The 22,120-nt window shown below is 34.4% G+C and carries 23 protein-coding genes; 12 read left to right on the plus strand and 11 right to left on the minus strand.

Annotated features, from left to right (window positions below):
* The first annotated feature begins 9 nt into the window (after positions 1–9).
* Genes E5D58_RS09080 through tsaB form a run of 6 tightly spaced genes read left to right on the plus strand, consistent with a single transcriptional unit; the run spans position 10 to position 6,359 of the window.
* A complete protein-coding gene (locus E5D58_RS09080) occupies positions 10–711 on the plus strand; it encodes an ABC transporter ATP-binding protein (RefSeq protein ID WP_136481547.1) in 702 nt (233 codons plus the stop codon).
* A complete protein-coding gene (locus E5D58_RS09085) occupies positions 704–1,933 on the plus strand; it encodes an ABC transporter permease (protein WP_136481548.1) in 1,230 nt (409 codons plus the stop codon). The genes E5D58_RS09080 and E5D58_RS09085 overlap by 8 nt, the downstream gene beginning before the upstream one ends.
* A 2-nt stretch (positions 1,934–1,935) precedes the next feature.
* Positions 1,936–3,180: an ABC transporter permease gene (locus E5D58_RS09090; protein ID WP_136481549.1), complete on the plus strand. Its 1,245-nt coding sequence runs from the start codon at positions 1,936–1,938 to the stop codon at positions 3,178–3,180.
* A 12-nt stretch (positions 3,181–3,192) separates the two neighbouring features.
* Positions 3,193–4,314: an efflux RND transporter periplasmic adaptor subunit gene (locus tag E5D58_RS09095; protein ID WP_136481550.1), complete on the plus strand. Its 1,122-nt coding sequence runs from the start codon at positions 3,193–3,195 to the stop codon at positions 4,312–4,314.
* Entirely contained in the window at positions 4,304–5,680 is a 1,377-nt protein-coding gene (locus E5D58_RS09100) for a TolC family protein (RefSeq protein ID WP_136481551.1), read from the plus strand. The genes E5D58_RS09095 and E5D58_RS09100 overlap by 11 nt, the downstream gene beginning before the upstream one ends.
* A gap of 1 nt (position 5,681) precedes the next feature.
* On the plus strand, positions 5,682–6,359 hold the full coding sequence (gene tsaB / locus E5D58_RS09105; protein WP_235835882.1) for a tRNA (adenosine(37)-N6)-threonylcarbamoyltransferase complex dimerization subunit type 1 TsaB: 678 nt from the start codon (positions 5,682–5,684) through the stop codon (positions 6,357–6,359).
* Here tsaB and E5D58_RS09110 read toward each other — a convergent pair.
* The 4 genes from E5D58_RS09110 to E5D58_RS09125 form a co-directional block, all read right to left on the minus strand.
* Positions 6,356–7,171, minus strand: a complete 816-nt coding sequence (locus E5D58_RS09110) for a mechanosensitive ion channel family protein (protein WP_136481552.1) — start codon at positions 7,169–7,171, stop codon at positions 6,356–6,358. The genes tsaB and E5D58_RS09110 overlap by 4 nt on opposite strands.
* Positions 7,172–7,252: 81 nt before the next feature.
* Complete coding sequence (locus E5D58_RS09115) at positions 7,253–7,606, minus strand: DUF1304 domain-containing protein (RefSeq protein WP_136481553.1); 354 nt, start codon at positions 7,604–7,606, stop codon at positions 7,253–7,255.
* Positions 7,603–9,708, minus strand: coding sequence for a thioredoxin domain-containing protein (locus tag E5D58_RS09120; RefSeq protein WP_235835883.1), 2,106 nt, complete (start codon positions 9,706–9,708; stop codon positions 7,603–7,605). Before E5D58_RS09120 ends, E5D58_RS09115 begins: the two co-directional genes overlap by 4 nt.
* Before the next feature lie 79 nt (positions 9,709–9,787).
* Positions 9,788–10,690, minus strand: coding sequence for a NifU family protein (locus tag E5D58_RS09125; protein ID WP_136481554.1), 903 nt, complete (start codon positions 10,688–10,690; stop codon positions 9,788–9,790).
* 160 nt (positions 10,691–10,850) lie between these two features.
* Here E5D58_RS09125 and E5D58_RS09130 point away from each other — a divergent pair, with 160 nt between their 5' ends.
* A complete protein-coding gene (locus E5D58_RS09130) occupies positions 10,851–11,861 on the plus strand; it encodes a PorP/SprF family type IX secretion system membrane protein (RefSeq protein WP_136481555.1) in 1,011 nt (336 codons plus the stop codon).
* 48 nt (positions 11,862–11,909) lie between these two features.
* On the opposite strand, the gene E5D58_RS09135 is transcribed toward E5D58_RS09130, so the two are convergent.
* Entirely contained in the window at positions 11,910–13,043 is a 1,134-nt protein-coding gene (locus tag E5D58_RS09135; RefSeq protein WP_136481556.1) for a vWA domain-containing protein, read from the minus strand.
* Between the two features lie 216 nt (positions 13,044–13,259).
* Between E5D58_RS09135 and E5D58_RS09140 the strand changes: the two genes are divergently transcribed.
* The 3 genes from E5D58_RS09140 to E5D58_RS09150 are packed head-to-tail and all read left to right on the plus strand — an operon-like array spanning position 13,260 to position 16,708.
* On the plus strand, positions 13,260–15,437 hold the full coding sequence (locus E5D58_RS09140) for a histidine kinase (RefSeq protein ID WP_136481557.1): 2,178 nt from the start codon (positions 13,260–13,262) through the stop codon (positions 15,435–15,437).
* Position 15,438: 1 nt separating this feature from the next.
* Positions 15,439–16,173: a LytR/AlgR family response regulator transcription factor gene (locus tag E5D58_RS09145; protein WP_136481558.1), complete on the plus strand. Its 735-nt coding sequence runs from the start codon at positions 15,439–15,441 to the stop codon at positions 16,171–16,173.
* Positions 16,174–16,192: 19 nt separating this feature from the next.
* Positions 16,193–16,708, plus strand: a complete 516-nt coding sequence (locus E5D58_RS09150; RefSeq protein ID WP_136481559.1) for a gamma carbonic anhydrase family protein — start codon at positions 16,193–16,195, stop codon at positions 16,706–16,708.
* Positions 16,709–16,736: 28 nt separating this feature from the next.
* Here the strand turns inward: E5D58_RS09150 and E5D58_RS09155 are convergent, their stop codons facing one another.
* Genes E5D58_RS09155 through E5D58_RS09165 form a run of 3 tightly spaced genes read right to left on the minus strand, consistent with a single transcriptional unit; the run spans position 16,737 to position 18,368 of the window.
* Positions 16,737–17,108: a hypothetical protein gene (locus tag E5D58_RS09155; protein ID WP_136481560.1), complete on the minus strand. Its 372-nt coding sequence runs from the start codon at positions 17,106–17,108 to the stop codon at positions 16,737–16,739.
* Between the two features lie 6 nt (positions 17,109–17,114).
* A complete protein-coding gene (gene trxA / locus E5D58_RS09160; RefSeq protein ID WP_136481561.1) occupies positions 17,115–17,417 on the minus strand; it encodes a thioredoxin in 303 nt (100 codons plus the stop codon).
* A gap of 9 nt (positions 17,418–17,426) precedes the next feature.
* Positions 17,427–18,368: a DnaJ C-terminal domain-containing protein gene (locus E5D58_RS09165; RefSeq protein ID WP_136481562.1), complete on the minus strand. Its 942-nt coding sequence runs from the start codon at positions 18,366–18,368 to the stop codon at positions 17,427–17,429.
* Positions 18,369–18,685: 317 nt separating this feature from the next.
* On the opposite strand from E5D58_RS09165, the gene E5D58_RS09170 reads away from it, so the two are divergent.
* Both E5D58_RS09170 and E5D58_RS09175 read left to right on the plus strand, forming a co-directional pair.
* Positions 18,686–19,159, plus strand: coding sequence for an Hsp20/alpha crystallin family protein (locus tag E5D58_RS09170; RefSeq protein WP_136481563.1), 474 nt, complete (start codon positions 18,686–18,688; stop codon positions 19,157–19,159).
* 61 nt (positions 19,160–19,220) lie between these two features.
* On the plus strand, positions 19,221–19,610 hold the full coding sequence (locus tag E5D58_RS09175) for a hypothetical protein (RefSeq protein ID WP_136481564.1): 390 nt from the start codon (positions 19,221–19,223) through the stop codon (positions 19,608–19,610).
* 15 nt (positions 19,611–19,625) lie between these two features.
* On the opposite strand, the gene murI is transcribed toward E5D58_RS09175, so the two are convergent.
* The 3 genes from murI to E5D58_RS09190 form a co-directional block, all read right to left on the minus strand.
* Positions 19,626–20,399, minus strand: coding sequence for a glutamate racemase (gene murI / locus E5D58_RS09180; protein ID WP_136481565.1), 774 nt, complete (start codon positions 20,397–20,399; stop codon positions 19,626–19,628).
* Between the two features lie 71 nt (positions 20,400–20,470).
* A complete protein-coding gene (locus E5D58_RS09185; RefSeq protein WP_136481566.1) occupies positions 20,471–20,971 on the minus strand; it encodes an OmpH family outer membrane protein in 501 nt (166 codons plus the stop codon).
* Positions 20,972–20,999: 28 nt separating this feature from the next.
* Positions 21,000–22,031, minus strand: coding sequence for an OmpH family outer membrane protein (locus E5D58_RS09190; protein ID WP_136481567.1), 1,032 nt, complete (start codon positions 22,029–22,031; stop codon positions 21,000–21,002).
* Positions 22,032–22,120: the final 89 nt, after the last annotated feature.

Here is a 22,120-nt window from a genome sequence, read left to right on the forward strand (position 1 = left end):
AACAAAGTTATGTTGCAGATTCATCAGCTCCACAAATCCTATGCAATAGGAGATTCAAGTTTACATGTTTTAAAGGGAATTGACTTGGAGGTTGAAGAAGGAGAGATGGTGGCTATTATGGGGTCCTCGGGCTCTGGAAAATCAACGCTATTGAATATTATTGGTATGCTTGATGAAGCCGATTCAGGAGACTATGTCCTCGATGGTTTACCCATAAAGAATTTAACCGAAAAAAAAGCAGCTGTTTATAGAAATAAGTTTCTTGGGTTTATTTTTCAATCCTTCAATTTAATTAATTACAAGAATGCCCTAGAAAATGTGGCGTTACCCTTATATTATCAAGGGATGAAACGTAGAGAACGTCAAGAAAAAGCCTTATTTCATTTAGAAAAAGTTGGGCTTGCCAACTGGGCAAAACATTTGCCCAAAGAACTTTCTGGTGGACAAAAACAGCGTGTTGCCATAGCTAGAGCCCTAGCGGCAAACCCTAAACTACTGCTTGCAGATGAACCAACAGGAGCCTTAGATACCAAAACATCTTATGATATTATGGCTTTTATTCAGCAATTAAATGATGAAGGAAAAACCATTTTAATGGTTACCCATGAAGAAGATATAGCTAATATGTGTAAACGTATTGTAAGGTTACGAGATGGTGTTATTATGGAGGATACCAAGGTTCAACAAGTGAGAGCAGAGCAATATGTTTGATTTAGATCTTTGGCGTGAAATATTTCAAAGTATTAATAAAAACAGAACAAGAAGTTTGCTGTCTGGTTTTACAGTAACCTTTGCCATTTTACTTTTTACGATTCTATTTGGTATTGCAAATGGTTTAAAAAACACGTTCAAAGAAGCTTTCGGGACCGATGCCAACAATTCTATAGTTATTTTTTCGGGAAGAACTTCTGTGGCTCATAATGGTCTTCAAGCAGGTAGAAAAATTCAGTTTAAAAATGAAGACCGAGACTTTTTATTAGATAAGTTTGGAGACAAGGTACAGTATTTTACCTCCAAAGTAAATAAAAATGTTAATGCTTCTTTTCAAGGAGAAAAGAATAGTTATGAAGTAAGAGGTGTGTATCCCGAGTATATGTTTATTGAAAACAACGTGCTAAAGGAAGGTCGGTATATTAATCAAAATGATATTGACAACAAGACCAAGGTTGTTGTAATAGGGAAGGTTGTAGAAGACGATCTGTTTTTTAAAGTAAATCCTATTGGTAAATACATAAACCTTAGCGGCATTCCTTATAAAATAGTTGGCGTCTTTACCGATGATGAAGGAGATAGTGAGGAGAGTGTAATTTATATGCCTATTTCTACAACACAATCTATTTATGGTAATAACGATTATGTAGACCTCATGCACCTTACTTACAATCCTGAAATGAATTCTGACCAAGCACTTGCATTTGGGAATTCTATAAAGCGAAGCTTAAAAGAAAAGTTTGACGTAGCTCGGAAAGATCAACGCGCCATTAGGTTGTTTAATATGGCTCAAGGTACCAAGCAAGTAGATGTGATGACTTTTAGTTTAACAATTATTATTCTGGTAATTGGTTTTGGCACACTCATAGCGGGTATTGTTGGCATTAGCAACATTATGATTTTTATCGTAAAAGAGCGTACTAAGGAAATTGGTATTAGAAAAGCTTTAGGAGCCTCTCCAAGGTCAATTATCTCCATCATATTAATTGAATCCATTATTATAACGGCAATCGCAGGATATGTGGGCTTGCTTGTTGGGGTTGGCGTGTTGGAATTTGTTGGGCCAAGTTTGGAACAGTATTTTATTAAGGATCCCGGTGTTAATAATGGATTGGTTATAGGGGCCACCTTAACTCTAATCATTGCAGGGGCCATAGCCGGGTATTTACCCGCTAAAAAAGCCTCAAGAATTAAACCAATTGTTGCTCTAAGAAACGACTAATTATGCTCAGATTTTTATTAGATAGAGACACCTGGCAAGAAGTTTTTGATAGCTTAAGTAAAAATAAACTTAGGTCTATTTTAACGATGGTTGGTGTTTGGTGGGGCATATTACTTCTTATTGGTTTACTGGGGTCAGCAAGGGGATTAGAGAATTCATTTAATCGGCTGTTTGGAAGCTTTGCAACTAATAGTGTGTTTGTTTGGGGGCAGAGTACAGGTAAGCCATTCAAAGGATTTCAAGAGGGGAGACGAGTTAAATTGTCTTTGTCAGATGCTAAAAAGGTTGAAGAAAACGTTGAGGGTATTGAGTTTGTGCTCCCAAGAAGCCAACAGCGAAAAAATATTACCAGAAATTTTCTTTCAGGAAGTTTTCAAACTGCAGGAGATTATCCTTTATTAGATGAATTACAAAAGAAGAAACTCATTCACGGTAGGTTTATTAATCAGAATGATATAGATGATAGAAAAAAAGTAGCTGTTATTTCTGAAAGTACCTATGAACAATTATTTGAAAAAGATGAAGAGGCTATTGGTCAATATATAGAGATTGACAATATTAATTTCAAAGTTGTTGGTATGTTTGAAAACGGCAATGTTAATATGGGGCCTTCTACAGATGTACATATTCCGTTTACAACATTTCAGCAGGTATATAACAGAGGCGATCGTATTGGTTGGATGATGATAACGGGAAAACCAGAGTTTAATATTAAACAGATAGAGGAGGATGCTAAATTATTACTTAAGAATATTAATAACATTCACCCTCAAGACAAACGCGCTTTTGGAAGCTTTAATTTAGGTAAGGAGTTTGCTAAACTCACTGGTTTTTTAATAGGGATGCAATTTTTAACTTGGTTTGTTGGGATTGCCACCTTAATTGCTGGTGTTTTCGCAATTGGAAATATATTATTAATAACTGTAAAAGAGCGCACGAAAGAAATTGGTTTGAGGAGAGCATTAGGAGCTACACCCTTTGAAATAAAGCGACAAATAGTCGTTGAAGCCGTTTTTTTAACCCTTATAGCGGGGCTTTTTGGAATCATTACCGGTGGATGGATTTTAATAGCCTTAGATCACTTTTTTGGTCAAGGCGATGATGCGGCTATAGTGAATGCCTCAGTTTCTATTGCAGTAGTTTTAATCGCCATGGTCATTCTAGTAATTTTAGGAACTTTAATCGGATTAATTCCAGCTTTTAAAGCAACTAGCGTGAAACCCATTGAAGCATTAAGAGAAGAATAAACAATCAAAAAAATGAATAAAACAGTAAAAATTATTTTGGTCATAGTGGTAATTATACTGCTAGCATTTGTGTTAAAGTACTTTAAGGACGCGAATTCTAAAGATATCGTTGACTACAAAAATGAAGAGCCTTTTTATACCTCAATAAATACTAAAGCCGTAGCAACAGGTAAGCTAATTCCAGATGAAGAAATTGAGCTCAAGCCTCAAATAACTGGTATTGTAGATCAGATTTTGGTTGAGGAAGGCGATGTTGTAGAAAAAGGAGATCTTATTGCTGTAATTAGAGTGGTGCCTAACGAACAAAGCTTGATGAGTGCAAAGAGCCGAATTGCTACCACGAAACTGTCTTTTGAAAATGCGAAAACGCTTTATGACAGAAATAAAGCTTTGTTTGAGAAAGGCGTTATTTCAAAACAAGATTTTGAAAACAGTGAACTTTCATATTTTCAGTCAAAGGAAAATTTGGTACAAGCGCAGAATGACTACCAGATAATTAACAAAGGGTCTATATCAGGAGGAAGTTCGGCAAACACCAATATAATTGCTCAAATTTCTGGTACTGTTTTAGAGATTCCAGTTCGTGAGGGAGATCAAGTAATACAAAGTAATAATTTTAATGCAGGAACCACCATTGCTACTATTGCTAATATGAGTTTCATGATTTTTGAGGGTAAGTTAGATGAGGCAGAAGTTGGTAAAGTTGAAGAAGGTAAAGACATAAAGGTTATTCTAGGGGCTATTCAAAATAGAGAATTCCCTGCTACGCTAACGTTTGTTGCTCCCAAAGGGGTTGAAGAAAATGGCGCGGTACAGTTTACTATTAAAGCCGATGTAAAAATTGATTCGTTAAAAAATATAAGAGCAGGATACAGTGCTAATGCTGAGATTGATATTGAAGGGAAAGACAGTGTTTTGGCAATTAGAGAAGCCTTGCTTCAATATAATAGAATTACTGAAAAGCCATTTGTTGAGGTGCTTAATGATAATAATAAGTATAAGAAAAAAGATGTCGAATTAGGGCTTTCTGATGGGATTAATGTTGAAATTGTTGGAGGTATAGAGAAAGGCGATAAGATTAAAGTATGGAATAAAGCATCAAAAGATAATGAAGATGATAAGGATGAAGATTAAAATAATAGGCATACTGTGTTTCTTACTAAGTGCCTTAAGTCTTGCGGCTCAAGAAGCAAAAATATGGTCTTTAAAAGATTGTATAGATTACACGCTAGAGAACAATATTAGAGTAAAACAAACCGAACTAGATTTAAAAACGGCCGATGAGGACTTGGTTACCGCTAAAGGTAATTTTTTACCTGACCTCTCAGGGTCGGCAACTCAAAACTTTAATTTTGGATCGTTTATAGATCAAGATCAACGTCGTATTTCTACAGATGCTCGTGGTAATACTTTTGGACTAAATACCGGGATGATTTTGTTTAATGGTTTTCAAAATATTAGTGTTTACAAACAGGCCAAGTTAGGCATTGAATCAAGTAAACTTCAATTGGCTATCTTAAAAGACAACATATCCTTAAATGTAGTAAATCAATATTTGAGTGTACTTTTAAGTAAGGAAAATTTGAAGGTGGCTCATGATCAAATTGATGTGACACAAAAGCGTTTAGACCAAGTTAAAGAGTTAGTAGATTCAGGGGTTAGGCCTAAAGCAGATTTATTTGATACCCAGGCTCAGTTAGCAAGTGACCAAGAGCGTCTTACCAATGTTCAAAATAATTTAGATTTAGCGCTACTAAGCTTAGCACAGTTAATGCAAATATCCCATAGAGGATTTGATGTTCAAGACATGCTAATGCAGCTTCCCGCTGTTTTATTGGAAAATAAAAGTACAGATGATATTTTTGAATTTGCTTTGGGAAGCAGGCCCGAAATAAAACAAGCTGAATTAAGAATTCAAGACTCTGAATTAGGAATTGATATTGCAAAAAGTAATTACTTTCCAACACTGAGTTTTGGAGCAGGAATGTTTACATCGTACCAGCATCAGCAGGGAATGAGAGATGAGAGACCAATTATTGACCCTGATAACCCTCCAAATATCATTTTTATTCCTAACGGGTTTGGAAAACAACTTAATGACAACCTAGGTTATAACTTTGGATTTAATTTAAGGATTCCTATTTTTAATAGAATGCAAACCAAAGCTAATGTAAACAGAGCAAAAATTAATAATGAAAGAATTGCGTTCGCTTTGGAGCAAGAGAAACAAGATTTAAGAACTAATATTGAGCAAGCCTATGCAGATGCCAAGGCAGCATTCAATCAATTTGAATCATCAAAGCTATCTTTAGAAGCTCAGAAAGAATCGTTTAAAAATGCTCAAGAAAGCTATGACCTTGGAGTTATGAACGCCTTTGAGTTTGAGCAAGTACGCAATAGATTGATAAATGCAGAAGCCAATCTTATCAATGCTAAATATAATTTTGTGTTTAAGACAAAAGTTTTAGACTTTTACCTAGGAAAACCTCTAACCAATTAATTTGAGTACGTATATTTTAAACATAGAAACAGCCACTACAAACTGTTCTGTTTCGCTGGCCAAAGATGGTAAAACCATTGTTTTAAAAGAAGATAATGACCAAGGTTATTCGCATGCCGAAAGGCTACATGTTTATATAGATGCTGTTCTTAAAGAAGCCAATATCAGCTCTACTAAATTAAGTGCCATTGCCGTTAGTAAAGGCCCTGGATCTTATACGGGGTTGCGCATTGGTGTTTCAGCAGCAAAAGGTCTTTGCTTTGCATTAAATAAGCCCTTGTTGTCAGTGTCTACCTTAGAAGCTCTGGCTTGCCAAGTAGATATTAGCGATGGGGTTATTGTGCCTATGCTAGATGCTCGGCGAATGGAAGTGTATTCTGCAGTTTTTGATTCAAACATTAATCAAATAAGAGCGACTCAAGCACAAATTTTGGAAGGGGCATCGTTTACCGATTATCTTGAAAAAGGAAAAGTTTATTTTGTGGGGAATGGGGTAGAAAAAACGAAAGGCATAATTATACACGAAAACGCTGTTTTTATGGACGACAGGCTCCCTTCCGCAAATGAAATGGGTGCGTTGTCATATCGTAAATATAAAATAAGCGACACCGAAGATGTCGCTTATTTTGAGCCATATTATTTAAAAGATTTTGTGGCTTTAAAGCCTAAAAAATCTTAAGCTTCTTTATGAATTTCAACTTGATGTGGGTAAGGAATTTCAATTCCAGCTTTATCAAGTGCTTCTTTTACGTTTTCTGTAATACCAAAATACACATCCCAGTAATCATCGGCTGTACTCCATGGTCTTACAGCAAAGTTTACAGAACTATCTGCTAATTCTAACACATTTATAGATGGTGCTGGATCTTTTAGTACTTTGGGGTGCGAAGTTAATACATCCATTAAAACATCTTTTGTTTGCTTAATATCTGCATCATAGCTAACACCAATAACAAGATCTACCCTTCTAGTGCCTTCAACCGTATAGTTGATAATGTTTCCATTAGATAAGGATCCGTTCGGAATAATAATTTCTCTGTTTGAAAGCCCTGTTAATTTCGTTGTAAAGATTTCAATTTCTTTTACCACGCCTATTTCGCCTTGAGCTTCAATTAAATCACCTATTTTAAAAGGCTTGAATATCATGATTAAAACACCTCCGGCAAAATTACCTAAAGAGCCTTGTAAAGCTAAACCAATCGCCAAACCTGCTGCAGCGATAACAGCTGCAAAAGATGTGGTTTCAACACCAATAGTGCCTAAAACTACTATAATAAGGACTATTTTAAGTGACCAACCTAAAAGGTTCAATAAAAACTTTTGAAGACTCTCTTCATAGTTTCCTTTTGCCATTACAACTTTTGCGCCTTTTAAAAGTTTTTTAATAATCCATCCACCAATTATCCATATCAGGATGGCTCCAATGAGCTTAAGCCCATAGGTAGTGGCTAAATCAAGCCATTTTTCTGTGTCAATACTTTCTAAATTCATATTTTTTGAGATTAATTAATCCTACAAAATTAAAACTATTTATACAGTTCTGTTCCAACCAAACGAAAAAAAGATTAATTTTTAAAAAAGTAAACTAATTAAAGCCAAAACGGCAGGAATAGATTGTATATAAAATAGCTTTATTTGTCTTGTGGAGTAGGACCCATAAATCCCAGCTACGGTCACACAAACTAAAAAAAAAGTGATGGTTTTTATATCATTGAAGACAAGAGCAAATAGGAGTCCAGCACTTAAAAAACCATTATATAACCCTTGATTTGCAGCTAATGTTTTGGTGTCGTTGGCAAATTCTTTCGATTTTAAATTAAATGTTTTTATACCCTTGGGTGTTGTCCATAAAAACATTTCTAACACCATAAAGTAAAGATGTTCGACTGCAACAACAACAATTAAAATAGTTGATAATAAGTTCATTTTTTTAACAATTTAACGGCTTCGTCTACTTCATTAATAGGGAGTTTACAGGCTTTGTTAACACAAACATAAATAAGGGTAGCATCTGGATTATATCTGTTTTTAAGTAGGGGCATATTGTTTTCAGAAATGCTTCCTGCGATAAGTTTGTTCGGGAAATAGGTTTTGTTTAACTTGGCAATCTTGGACCTTGCTTCTTGGCCAACTATTGCTACTTCAAAGTAAGGCCGGGTATAGTTAAGCATCAAATTAAACCAGTTAGAATAACTCGACGGGTATTCCAGCATTTCAGGTTTAACATTATTAAGCATCGTAGTTGCCGTAGTTGCATAGTGTTCATTATCAAAATAATGAGCTAATTTGAAAAGACAATTAGCTATGATAGAATTACTAGCAGGAATAACATTATCTTGATATTCTATGCCTCTTGATACCAGCGATTTATCTTCGTTAGAAGTAAAGTAAAACATACTGCTAGTCGCATCAAAAAAATGATCAAAAGTGTAATGCATTAAGCTATTTGCATGGTTTAACCATTTATCGTTTAATGTGTTTTCATATAGGGCTATAAAAGCATCCATGGTGGTGGCATAATCCTCTAAATAGCCGTTAATTTTACTTGAGCCATTTTTGTAAGTGTGATTTAGGCCACCATCTTCTCTGAGTTGCGAGTTAATAAGAAATTCTGCATTTTTTTTGGCTGCAACCAAATAGTCAGGGTTTTGTATAACTCGATAAGCGTCAATGTAACCCTTAAGCATTATAGCATTCCATGACGTTATGGTTTTATCATCTAATCTTGGTTTCGACCTGTTATTTCTGTTTTCATTTAAAATGGTTTTCCAAGCATTAACTTTAGCATGTAATTTGGACTTTGTTATATTGAATTTTTTTATGATCGTTTCGTCATCATCTTTTCGTATCAGGACGTATTTTTTATTTTCCCAAAGGCCGTAGTTGTTTATATTGTAATACGTTGAGAATAACTCAAAATCATCTTTTAATAATGATTCAAGCTCGTCTTTCGTCCAAACGTAAAATGCGCCTTCTTCCAATTCGCCTTCACTCGTTTTACTATCGGCATCAAGAGATGAACTGAAAGCACCATTTTCTAAAGTCATTTCTTTTTTTACATAATTTAAAGTTGATTCTATAATCTCTTTGTACAGATTGTTTTGTGAAATGAGATAGGCATCGGCATATAAACTAACTAATTGGCCGTTATCGTAAAGCATTTTTTCAAAATGAGGTATATGCCATTTAGCATCTACGGAGTATCTTGAAAATCCACCTCCCACTTGATCAAAAACCCCACCATATGCCATTTTTTTGAGGGTTGTATTTACGTATTCTTGTAAAGCTTGGTCGTTAGTTTGGTAGGCATAACGCAATAAAAAATGGTAATTGTTGGGCATCATAAATTTTGGAACATGATTTAGGCCTCCAAAGGCATGATCAAAATTTTGAGACCAATTCTTTATGGCTTTGGCTACAAAGGCCAGGTCAAAATGAGGCGTCTCTGTATTTAGTTCAACAACATCAAGAGATTTTATGCCTTGCTCCAGTTTATCAGCATAGTCATAAAGTTTTTCAGGCTGATTCTCATAAAGTTCTGATATTTGTTTTAACGCACTTAGCCATTGATCTTTCTTAAAATAAGTGCCTCCCCAAACAGGCCTTCCATCGGGAAGTGCAATCACATTCATTGGCCAGCCACCACTTCCCGTCATAAGTTGGACCGCTCCCATGTAAACCCGGTCTACGTCAGGTCTTTCCTCTCTATCTACTTTTATATTAATAAAGTTTTTATTCATAACCTGAGCCACCAAACTATCTTCAAAGCTTTCGTGTTCCATAACATGGCACCAATGACATGCCGAATACCCTACACTTATAAGCAATAATTTTTTTTCTGATTTTGCCTTATCCAGAATAGCATCATTCCATGGGTTCCAGTTTACAGGGTTATGCGCATGTTGCAACAAATAAGGGCTCGTTTCATTAATGAGGTTGTTCGTGTATTCGTATGTCATGGGTTCTGTATTTTGATCTTTACAGGCGACAATTAAAAGAACAAGAATAGAGGCTTTTAAATACTTCATGAGCTAAAGTTAGCGAATTTACAAACAAAAAAAAGCGTCCTTAGTAAAGAACGCTATTTGCTTTATTAAAGTGAAAGGTTTATCCGTTTATAGCTTCTACCATTTCAATTTTCCCTGGTAACATTTCTTTGAGCATATTCTCAATACCACTTTTAAGAGTATAAGTTGAAGAAGGGCATCCGCTGCATGCTCCCTGAAGCATAACACTTACGTTTTTTGTATTGGCATCATAGGAGATGAATTGAATATTACCACCGTCGCTAGCTACCGCAGGTTTTACATATTCTTCGAGGATATTGACAATTTCTTTTGAAATATCATCTAAGGATTCAAAGTGATTGTCAAGTTGTTTAGTAGATGTTTTTAAAGTCTCTGCTGCTTCTGGTAAAACAACTTGTTTACCACTTTCAATATATTTCTTTATATACTCTCTTAACTCAATGGTAATGTCTTGCCACTCGGTAATATCATATTTTGTCACCGAAACGTAGTTTTCGTCAAAAAACACACTTTTTACAAAAGGGAAATGAAAAAGCTCTGTTGCTAAAGGAGATAATTTAGCTTCCTCAATAGAGGTAAATTCAAATAAGGCGGTAACAATTTTTTTGTTGGCCACAAACTTCATAACAGCAGGGTTAGGCGTACTTTCTGCATAAACTGTAACAGGTACCTTTTTTACCGCAGCAGTAACTTCAACAACAATACCGCCATCATTTAAGTAGGCTTCGATTTGTTGCGCTACTTCATCTTGAACATCAGACCACTCAACAATATCATAACGTTCCACGGCAACAAAATTTCCAGAGATGTATACTTTTTTTACAAAAGGTAAATAAAATAATTGCTGCGCTAAAGGGGATGCTTTAGCTTCATCAATATTGTTAAATTCAAAACTTTGATGCTTGGTAATAAATTGATTGACCTCAAATTTTACAATGGCATTATTCGATGTCTCTTGCACAGAAACCTTGAAACTATTCATTTTAGCTATTTTTTGACAAAAATACTAAAGATAACTTTATATTTGGGGCTCGCGGACTACTTAAATGGCGAAAACATATGGGTTTGACTATTTAGAGTGTTTATAATAAATAATTTGGTTACCCGTTTATATTTAGTTACCGCCTCATTTAACCAATTCTATGAGATTTATAAAAATACTTATGTTTGCGATAGTGACTCTTGCTGGTCATGTTGTTACCTCTCAAGAAGGGTTGCCTATATATACGGATTATCTTACGGATAATTATTATTTAATTCACCCCTCTATGGCCGGGGTTGCCAATTGTGCAAAAATACGTTTAACAGGAAGGCAACAATGGTTTGGGCAAGAGGATGCCCCAAGTTTGCAAACCTTAAGTGTAAATGGCAGAATCGGTGAATCTTCATCAGGTATTGGGGGTATTTTGTTCGCAGATAAAAACGGATACCATTCTCAAAAAGGAGCTTATTTTACTTATGCGCATCATATATTGTTTTCAAGGAGCGAGGTAGATTTGAATATGTTGTCGTTTGGTTTAAGTGCTGGGTTTATTCAATATCAGTTGGATGAGACAACATTTTTAAATGGATTGCCAGTTTCAGACCCTATTATTAGCGGTGTAGTGCAAAGTGAGACAAATTTTAATATTGATTTTGGTTTTTCTTATCATTATTTAGATTTTTATGCACACGGCACGATAAAAAATGTACTTAATAATTCTGGAATTAATAATGATATTCAGGTAACCAATAACCTAAGACGATACTTGATTTCTGCAGGATATGTATTTAGTAAATTTGGAAGTACTTGGAGTTATGAGCCGTCCCTTATGTTTCAGTATAAAGAGGGAACCAAGGAGTCTTCTATTGATGTTAATGGGAAGGTATATAAACAAATGGATTTTGGTACTCTTTGGGCAGGACTTTCCTATAGGCATAGTTTAGATGGAGCCGAATATTTAACTAATAACGGTACTATTAAGAGTCAAAATCTTCAGCAACTCTCCACAATACTAGGTACAAACTACAAGAACTTTATGTTTGCCTATACGTATACACATCAAACAAATTCTGTGGTTTTTACCAATGGAGGATTTCACCAGTTAACTTTGGGATATAATTTTAGTTGTAGGCGCGAAAAATATGATTGTCAATGTCCCGCGGTTAACTAGAATAGAAAAAGACCGGCAAGCAAAGTATGATGCAAGTCTTTTTTGGTTTTATTCCCAAGAGTAGTTCTTCTTTTTAGCCTGTTCTTTAATAGCTTTTGTCATGGCGTTTTCCAATCCATTTTGACTTTTTTCATGTTGTTTTAAAAGATAGTTCTTCCGTTTTAAATTTAAACTTTGAATTTGTTTTTTAATAGTGTTTCGCTCGTTGCGTTTTTGTTCAATATAGATTTTAATCTCGGAGGCTGTTTTTCCCTTAAGCTCAACGGGCAAGGATTTTTCAGAAATAGATTCGATAACGACTTCTTCAAGTTCGATAGCATCTACTAAATCCCAAGATTTGTTTTTATAAAGATGGGAACTCTTGCTAATCGTTCTTTTAACGGCATTCGCTTTACTGTAAGTGTTTGCGTTCAAATCTTGTTCTGCTTGAACGGCTTGTTTTTCTCTTCCTTTTTTGCCATATGCAACATATGTTTTGTTTAAGTTTTGATTCAAGATTAAAATCTCATCATCGTAGGGAGATGCCATATGCACTGTAGCTTTGTCTTGATTAATTGCCATGTAATCGCCATAAGTTAGTTGGGCACCGTCTTTCCAATGAGTGGATATTCCTTGATTATAGTCGCCACAAAAGATGGTGTTTATGGTAACATCTTTATCTTTAGCATGTATTGAGGCGTCTTTGTAATTGAATGGACCTTGATTAAAAGGTTCGTTCCCTGCAATAAAAATAAGTTTTAAGTCATCAGGATTATTTCCCCATTGTAGTTGCGTTAATGAGGTTTGAATAACTTCTCCGCAATACTCTTCACCGCCATTTGTTGTAAGCGAGAAGAGTTGTTTGGATATATCGTCTAAATCATCGCTAAAGGCAAGTACTTGCCTTATATAGCCTTCCTTACTACTTAGGTTACTATTGCCATATTCATAGAGTGCAATCTCAAGGTTTGGTTTTTTTGTCCCGCATTTGGCATAAGAGAGCTCGTTTACAATATCCCATAGTTGAGCTTTGGCTTGATCTATCAAACCATCCATACTATTACTAGTATCTAATAATAAGGCAACCTTTATGTATTGATTGTTAGACTTAGGCTGTTTTGTTTTGTTTTTTGCTAAGGCATGAGTCGTCATGCAACTAAGGAGCGTTAAACACAGTAGATAGGTTTTAAAAATTATGTTCATGATTTAACGTTTTTTTGATTAATACTATAAATCTAGAATGAACATAATTATTAAAAAAACAGAAATGAGTAAGGACCTGCTTTGGGTGAGTCAGTGCTATGGCTTACTTAGTCATGACACTAGATTATCGTGTTAATTTATTAAAATAGGCATTTGCCTATTTTAATAAATCAAGTAAAGTGCGTATGTTTATCTTATATAATGGAAAAGATGCAAATGTCTATTAGATACCTTTTAGGCTTGCTCATGGTATTAAACACTTTTTGTTTACTAGGGCAACCAACAAATTTTCAATCTTCTCAGGCTTCGAAATTTACAATTAAAGGATCTGTGGTAGAGCAAGATACGGAAAAACCTATTTCAAATGTAAATGTAGAAATTAGTGGCGGTCAATATACCACAACAGATGCTTTTGGTGAATTTAGGATAGTAGCTAGTAGAGGCGACGAACTTATTATAAGGCATGTTGATTTCGAAACTGTTTATTATACAATTAAGGGTAATGAGGATATTAAAGTTGAAGTAGCGCCTATTGAAAACGATGAATTAGAATATTCTAAATCAACAAGAGCTTCAAAGGTCGATAAGACTGCGGATTACAAAACTTCGATGGATTCTGCGAAGTATTATCTAAAAAAAGATGCTAAGAAAGGTATTCAATTTGTTGGGGATGCCATTTCTAATAGTAATACATCAAAACAAAATGCAACGGCTTACGAAGTTTTAGGAGATATATTTTCACATTGGGAACAATATGATTTGGCAGTTACTAACTACCGGATAAGTCTTCAGAATTTAAGTAAAACAGAGGTGATTTTTAAACTCGCCAGTGCTTATAAAAACAATCAAAACTACCAAGAAAGTCTGGAAGCATATAGCAAGATTAAGGAAGATAGATTGTCAAATGGGGACCTTGTTAATTTATATGAAGGGCTAGGAGACGTCCACCTGCTTATTAAAGACTATAAAAAGGCAATTTCCATATATCAAAAAGCACTTAAAATTGCTCAGGATAATGAAATTATTCCAAAAATCACAGATTTAAATTCAAGAATAGCTCAGGCGTATAATGCAAGTGGAGAGACTCAAAATGCCAATATTTATTTTAATAAATCGATGGAGTTGGCTAATTCTCAAAATAAAAAGCGATCAGTTGAAGAGAAATTAAAAGTGGCTGATTTTAAAGGAGAGAATAATGATTTTTCGAATGAAATAAAACTTAGAAAACAAGCCTTAACCGACCTAGAAGATTTAAATAAAGATTCAATCTTTAGTAACGAGAGTATATTAACCCCTCAAAAACAGAATTATAAAATTGGCCGGGCCTATGCGTCCCAACAAGATTACGGTAGTGCGATTCCCTATTTAAAGAAAAGTATTATTGAAGCTGATAATAGAGAGGATTTACTAGTTCAAAAAGACGCTACTCGCAAGCTGTCAGAAGTATATCGCGATGCAGGTGATTATGATAAGGCACTTTTGGCATATCAAGATTATGTTGAACTGGTTGATAAATTATATGTTTTAAAAGAGCAACAAATTTTTCAAGCGGCTAGATTTAGTAAAGATATTGCTAGTAAGCAAAATAGAATTTTAAGTTTAGAAGGAGACCGTGCTTTATCTGAAAGCAAATACCAACTTTCGCAAGAGCAGTCTAAACGTCAAAAACTTATAATTTACTCTTTAATAGGAGGTGTATGTTTGCTCTTAGTAACAGCTTTTTTTATGTTTAAATATATTAAGGAACAACGTTTGGCGAATAACTTGCTTGCATTGAGGGGTTTGAGAAGTCAAATGAATCCGCATTTTATTTTTAATGCACTAAATTCTGTAAATAGTTTTATAGCTTCAAGTGATGAGAGAACGGCCAACAAATATTTAACTGATTTTTCCTTGCTCATGCGGGCCGTTTTAGAAAATAGCGAAGAAGACTTCATCTCTTTAGAAAAAGAAATAGAGTTACTTCAATTATATATTAAACTAGAACATTTCAGATTTCAAGATAAGTTTGAATATCATATTATCGTGGATGAAAATATTAAGACTCGCGAGTTTGTAATTCCTCCAATGTTATTGCAGCCATATATAGAAAATGCTGTCTGGCACGGATTAAGATACAAAAAAAACAAAGGTATTTTGGAGGTTAAGATTCTAGAAACCAAGGGTGATGAAATCAAGATTATTATTACGGACAATGGGATAGGTCGAGAAAAGTCGCAAGCACTAAAAACGGCTCATCAAGAAAAGCATAAATCCAAGGGTATGGGAAATATTAAAAAGCGTGTTGCAATATTAAACGATATGTATAAAGGGAAGGTAGATGTTGAGGTTGCTGACTTGAATGAAGACGTTGATATAGGTACTAAAGTGACCGTTACACTTAAAAAGAATTAATATGGTTTTAAATACTATTATTGTTGAAGACGAAGAAGCAAGTAGAGTTATTTTAAAAAACTACCTTAAAAAATATTGTCCGAATGTAAAAGTTTTGGGTGAAGCTTCTAATATAGAAGAAGCGACAATTTTGATACGAAATAATGATTTAGATGCTGTGTTTCTTGATGTTGAAATGCCATACGGTAACGCTTTCGATTTATTAGAGAAAGTGGGGGATAGAAACTTTGAAACCATATTTGTAACAGCTTATAATCACTATGCTATTGATGCTTTAAATGCGCATGCATCCTATTATTTAATGAAGCCAGTATCTATCGATGAACTTATAAAAGCGGTAGATTATGTTAGTAAAACTAAGGTCAAAGAAGAGGCGTTGCAAGATGAAGTTCTTATTCCAAAAATAAATGAGGTTGAAGGAAAAATTACCGTTCCTCAGCTAAATGGTTTTGAGGTAATCAATATGTCTGATATTTTATATTGTAAAGCAGATGATAACTATACCGAGATTTATTTAAATAACAACAAAAAGAAACTTGTAAGCAAAACTTTGAAATATTTTGAAGAAGCGCTTGGAGAAGGAAGCTTTGTACGAGTTCATAAATCTTATCTTGTTAATGTGAATGAGGTGGTAAAATATGTTAAAGGAAAAGGTGGGAGTGTTGTATTGAGTAACGGAAAACAAGTTCAGGTTTCTGCATCAAGAAAGTCGAGCTTATTATCGTATTTTAAATGATAAAATAAAATATACAAATATGCCAGTAATTAAGTCAGTTAGGGGGAAATCACCTCAGATATCAGAAGATTGTTTTGTTGCCGAAAACGCAACCATTGTTGGAGATGTTTCTATGGGAGCTCAATGCAGTATTTGGTTTAGTGCCGTGGTAAGAGGAGATGTTAATTATATTAAGATGGGTAATAAGGTAAATATTCAGGATGGCGCGGTTATTCATGGTACTTACAAGACGGCTCCAACCACTATTGGGAATAATGTATCTATTGGGCATAATGCTTTGGTTCATGGTTGTACCATTCATGATAATGTTCTTATTGGTATGGGCAGTATAATTATGGACGGTTGTGTGGTAAACAGTAATAGTATAATTGCTGCGGGAGCAGTGGTTACCAAGGGTACAATTGTGGAGGCAGGAAGTATTTATGCAGGAGTTCCTGCCAAAAAAGTAAAAAATATTAGTCCTGAGCTTATTGCGGGAGAGATAAATAGGATAGCCGACAACTATATTACTTATTCAAGTTGGTTTGAAGAGTAAACTATTTAATAGGAGAAAGGAAGCTTTATTAAAACTTCCTCATATCATATTCTTTTAAAAAATATTCCGCAATTGTGAGTTGTATATTGGCGGCATACATGGTTTCGTTGTTTAAGTTAAGTAATACGAGGGCATATGCTAGTTCAGACAGTTTGCAGTCTTTAAATAGTAATCCTTTGTACTGACTGTAAAACTTACTAACATGCTTTTCGGTATCAACATCTAAAAGCACCATGACTCTAATGGCTTCTTTTACGGCATTAATAATATCTTTTGAAGGAACACCTTTGTCTAGTAATTCGCTTGCTGTATAAGGCATTTTTGAAAAATAGTAGGACTTTAAATAGTAGTCTATGCCCTTATTAGGTCTATTAAAGCTATTATATTTAATAATGTTCATTGTTATCTATTTTGTATGTAATTTAATAACGTTTAACAACTGTTCTTTACTGTGCAAACCAGATTGGCGCCATAATTGCTTTCCATTTTTGTAAAGGGCTAGTGTAGGCACGCCTCTTACATTTTGTTGTTGTGCAATCGCTTGGTTTTTGTCGATATCAATTTTTATAATTCTTATATCAGTACCAGCTTCATTTGCTAAATTGTCTATAACGGGAGATTGCGCTTTACATGGAGCACACCATTCAGCGTAGTAATCGACCAATACTGGTGTAGCGCTATTTATAATTTTGTTAAAATTTCCTTTCATAATCTATATTTAAATGGTTTTAGTATGTTTCAAAGTTTTTAATTCTTTGATTAATTCGGTTTCTTTTGGGGATAAATTTTTAGGGATTTTTACTTTGATTTTAATAAGAAGATCCCCGTAATTATTGGTGTTATATATTGGCATTCCTTTACCTTTTAGTCTTAATATTTTATTTGGTTGGGTGCCCTTCGGAATATGCATGCTTATAGTTCCATTAAGGCTTTTAATAGTTTCTTTGCCACCTAAAATAGCGGTATAGACATCGATTACCAGCTCTGTTTCCAAATTATTGTTTGTTCTGTTGAATTTTGGGTGGTCTTTGAGTATTAGCTTAATATATAAGTCCCCTTTTTTGCCTCCAGAAGCGCCATTGTAGCCTTTGCCATTAATTTTTAAAACTTGTCCATTATAAGCTCCAGGTTTTATATTGATTCTTAATTTTTGGTTATTTAATTGAAATGTCTTTTTTCCCCCAAAGTATGCCTCTTCCAAAGATATTGGAAGCTGTGCTTCAATATCTACTCCGCTATTCGATTGTTTGTGCTTTGTATTATACCCATCTGCATGACTGCCAAAAAACATGTCGAAAAAACTTGAAAACTCACTACCGTGGGTTTCATTATTATAAGTATGCGATTTGTGGCTTTGCCTGTAGAAAGGCCCAGTATGCTGATATTGTTTATGAGCTTTGGCTTGTTCCCTCCAGTCGTCCCCAGCGAAATCAAATGCTTGCCAGTTTTCTCCAAGCGTATCATATTTTTCTCGTTTTTCGGAATTACTTAATACCTCGTTTGCTTCATTAACTTCTTTGAACTTGTTTTCTGCTTCTTTATTTCCTTTTGTTTTGTCGGGATGATATTTCGCTGCAAGCTTTCTGTATGCCTTTTTTATGTCCTTGGAAGAGGCATTTTTGTCAACCCCTAGTATGTTATAATAATCTTTATATGTCATTGTTGTATGTCTTATTAATCAGTACTTGGGTGATTGCAAAATAAATACCAATTGTAGTCAATGGAAGAAATTGTAATGTATATAGAGCGGTTTTAATCTAAGGTGTATTCTTAAACATTAAAACCAAGACATTGTGACATGTTTTTTATTCACAACAACGACATATTGTCATTAACCAGTATGGTGTTTACTTCAATTTTGGTAAGAAGCCTATATTAATGACAGGAATTTTTACATGGCATTGGGTTTGCTTAGTAATTATTGAAGTTTTACAAACTATATTAAATATTATCAAGTTTAATTTAAATATTATAATTATGAGTACATTAATAAAACATTCACACAACGGAAACAATGGGGTTTCAAGGTCAAACTATCCATTATGGTCTAATTGGATTGACGATATGTTTAATCCAAATGAATTCTCTTCTGTTTTACCTCAAGACGCGCATTCAAGAACCTCGCTACCTAAAGTTAATATCAAGGAGACTAAGAATGAATATGTAATAGATATTGCCGTTCCTGGTATGAATAAATCCGATTTCAAAATAGATTTAGATAATGGTGTGTTATCTATCTCTGCTGAACAAAAAGACGAACAGGCAAATACAAATGAAAACTATACAAGAAAGGAATTTACGTATTCTTCTTTTAAGCGTACGTTTACGCTTGCCGATTCTATAGATGAGTCCAAGATAAGTGCTAAGTACAAAGATGGTATTTTAGGTGTCACACTTCCTAAAAAGGAAGAAGCAAAAGAGAAGCCTATTAGATCAATTAAGATATCATAAGAATTAAAGAATCAAAGAGACTGCATTGCGGTCTCTTTTTTATTTGATAACATGAATTTTTATGGTTTATTTAAAGGAATACCGCATTGCATCTGTTTTATTTGCGTTTAGTTTATACTACATAAACGTTGCACATGCGCAATTTCCTGATCGGGTTCAAGGGACCAGGGAAACAAAAGCCTTGGCTAAAGAGTTAACCCGTGTTTACGATGCATGGTTGGGCTTGGATGGTATTCAACTTCCAATTTTTGAGGAGATTGTTGAAGACTATATTATTCTATCTAACAAGGCTAAACAACAACTTGAAGGAAAGGAAGAGTTAGATGCACTCACGGAGTTAATGATTAATGAAACGTTGCAAATGGAGAATTTATTAACACTATTTCAGTTTAGGGAATACATTCGAGTTAGGCAAGAAATACAGCCAATAAAAAAGTTGGAACCAAATTAGATCTTATGGTTCTACTTATATTTTCTGTATTACGACATTTTCATTGACCAATGAAGCTAACACGTTTGAACTACCCGTAGTGTAAAACTCGAAATTAGCAACGGAGTTAAGGTTATTAATCAGACGATACTTTTCTAAAATAGCTTTACACTGCTTAGCTACGGCCGCTCCAGAATCGATTATTTTGATGTTGTTTGGAGTAAGATCAATGAGTAGCGGAATTAAATAAGGGTAATGTGTACATCCTAAAACAAGGTAATCAATATTAGCTTCTATCATTGGTTTTAGGTAAGTCAATAAAAGGGCTTTCATCTCGTTTGAATAAAGCTTACCACTTTCAATAAGCTCAACAATGCCGTCTCCATTTTGTTCAATAACTTTAATATTACTAGCAAATAAGGAAGACGTTCTAGAAAACAGTTCACTACTTAAGGTGCCTTTAGTTGCAAGAATTCCAATAGCGCCTGTTTGTGTTTTTAATGCAGCTGGTTTTATGGCAGGTTCAATTCCAATAAACGGAATGTCGTAATGGTTTCTTAGGTAATCAATAGCACTGGTTGTGGCAGTATTACAGGCAACTACAATAAGCTTAGCGCCTTTATCTAATAAAAAATCTGTATTTTTAATACTAAGATCAATAATGGTATTTTTACCTTTTGGACCATACGGCGCATTTATACTGTCGGCAAGGTAAATGGTATTTTCATTGGGCAACAGTTTATGTATTTCTTTCCAAATGGAAGTGCCTCCAACTCCAGAATCGAAAATACCAATAGGTTTTGTACTCATATAAAGACAAAAATAAAAAAGCTGCCTTTTATAAGGCAGCTTTTTTATTTATTATTTGTACTAGGTAAATCTTAGATGCCTAATTTAGCTTTTACATCAGCAAGAATATCAGTTCCATCGGCAACAATTAAGGTCGCTCTATCAAGCACATATTGGTATCCTTTTTCTTTAGCAACTTCATTAATAGCCTTCATGGCTTTTTCTTGAATAGGCTTGAATAGTTCAGCTTCTTTTTTAGCAATGTCTTGTTGAGCGTCTGCTCTAAATTGCTGAATACGTTGTTGCTTTTCTTGCAATTCTAAACCTCTTTTTTGATTTTCCTCATCTGTTTTTGTTGCTGCTTCGGCTTCATATTGCTTTACTGTATTTTGGTATTCAGTGATAGAAGCTTGAATATCTGTTTGGTAGGTTTTACCTAAGGTTTCAATTTCTGTTTGAGCGGCTTTTGCTTCTGGCATTGCAGCAATTAACTCCTGTGTATTTATATGTGCAACTTTACTTTGTGCTTGTGTAACATTTATAGTTACTAAACATAATGCAGTTGCTAATAATAGAGTTTTTAATTGTTTCATTTTTAATAGTATTAATTGTGTTATAAATTTATTTTCGGCTAGCGATAATGCTATCCTTTCTTCGTTGTCTTTCTTCTAAAATCTTTTTCTTACGTTCTTCTAGGGCTTTTTGACGTTCTTCACGTTCTTTTAGCTTTTTTTGTCTGTTTTCTTCAATAAGTTGTTCTCTTGTTTTAGGTTCGGTTTTAGGAGCAACTTCCTCGTTTTTTACACTGCTTGATTTGCTCGTTGTTGCACTACTCTCTACCTCGTTAGAAGCGCTACTGGTTGAAGTGCCATTGCGAGCATCAAGTTTGGCTTGTTTTGCTTTTTCTCGTTCTTCCAAAGTTTTTCTCCTCTTCTCTTCTGCGGCCTTAACCCGAGCTTCTCTTGCAGCTAGTTTTTCCTGTCTTGCTTTTTCAATGGCGCTTTCACGAGCTGTTTTCTTTTCTTCTAAAGCTTTTTCTCTTGCTTCTTTTTCCTCGTTTATTTCAGGAATTAAATCTTCTTTTTCGGCTTCTTTTCTTTGAGCTTTTGATTGTGCTTGGGTTCGTTTGGAGGTTCGTTTTATACTTCTTAATATTTGTTCGCTTAAATCATATTGTTTCGCGGAAAAAAGCATTACAGCATCGGATGACTTATCAAAAATAAAATCATATTTTTTCCCACTAGCAATATCTTGGACCGCTGAGAATATTTGATCTTGTATGGGTTGCATTAATGATCTCTTTTGAATGAATAAATCGCCATTAGGACCAAAACGTTTTTGTTGATAATCTAATATTTCATTTTCTTCAAAGTCAATATCTTCCTCTCTTTCATCAATAAGCTCTTGAGTTAATAAGGCTTTCTCGTTACTTAGATCTTTTCTTTTTTGAGCAACGGAAGCCAACTTAGCCTGAATTTCATTTTTCCATTTTTGTGCTCTGGCATCTAATTGAGCAGATGCTTCTTGGTATTCAGGTACGTTTTCTAAAATATATTCAGTATCGATATAACCAATTCTTACACCTCGTTGGGCATGTGATGAGAAGCATGACATAAAAACGACTGTCAATAAAAAAAGAACGTTATGTTTCATCTGTTTAATATTTTATACTTAAAATTCTATAAATTCTAAAATGACAGATGAACTGTTTCTGCCTTTTTGAATCTAATCTTCAAAATTAA

Origin of the sequence: Cognatitamlana onchidii, assembly GCF_004804355.1 — a bacterium.
Lineage (GTDB): Bacteria > Bacteroidota > Bacteroidia > Flavobacteriales > Flavobacteriaceae > Cognatitamlana > Cognatitamlana onchidii.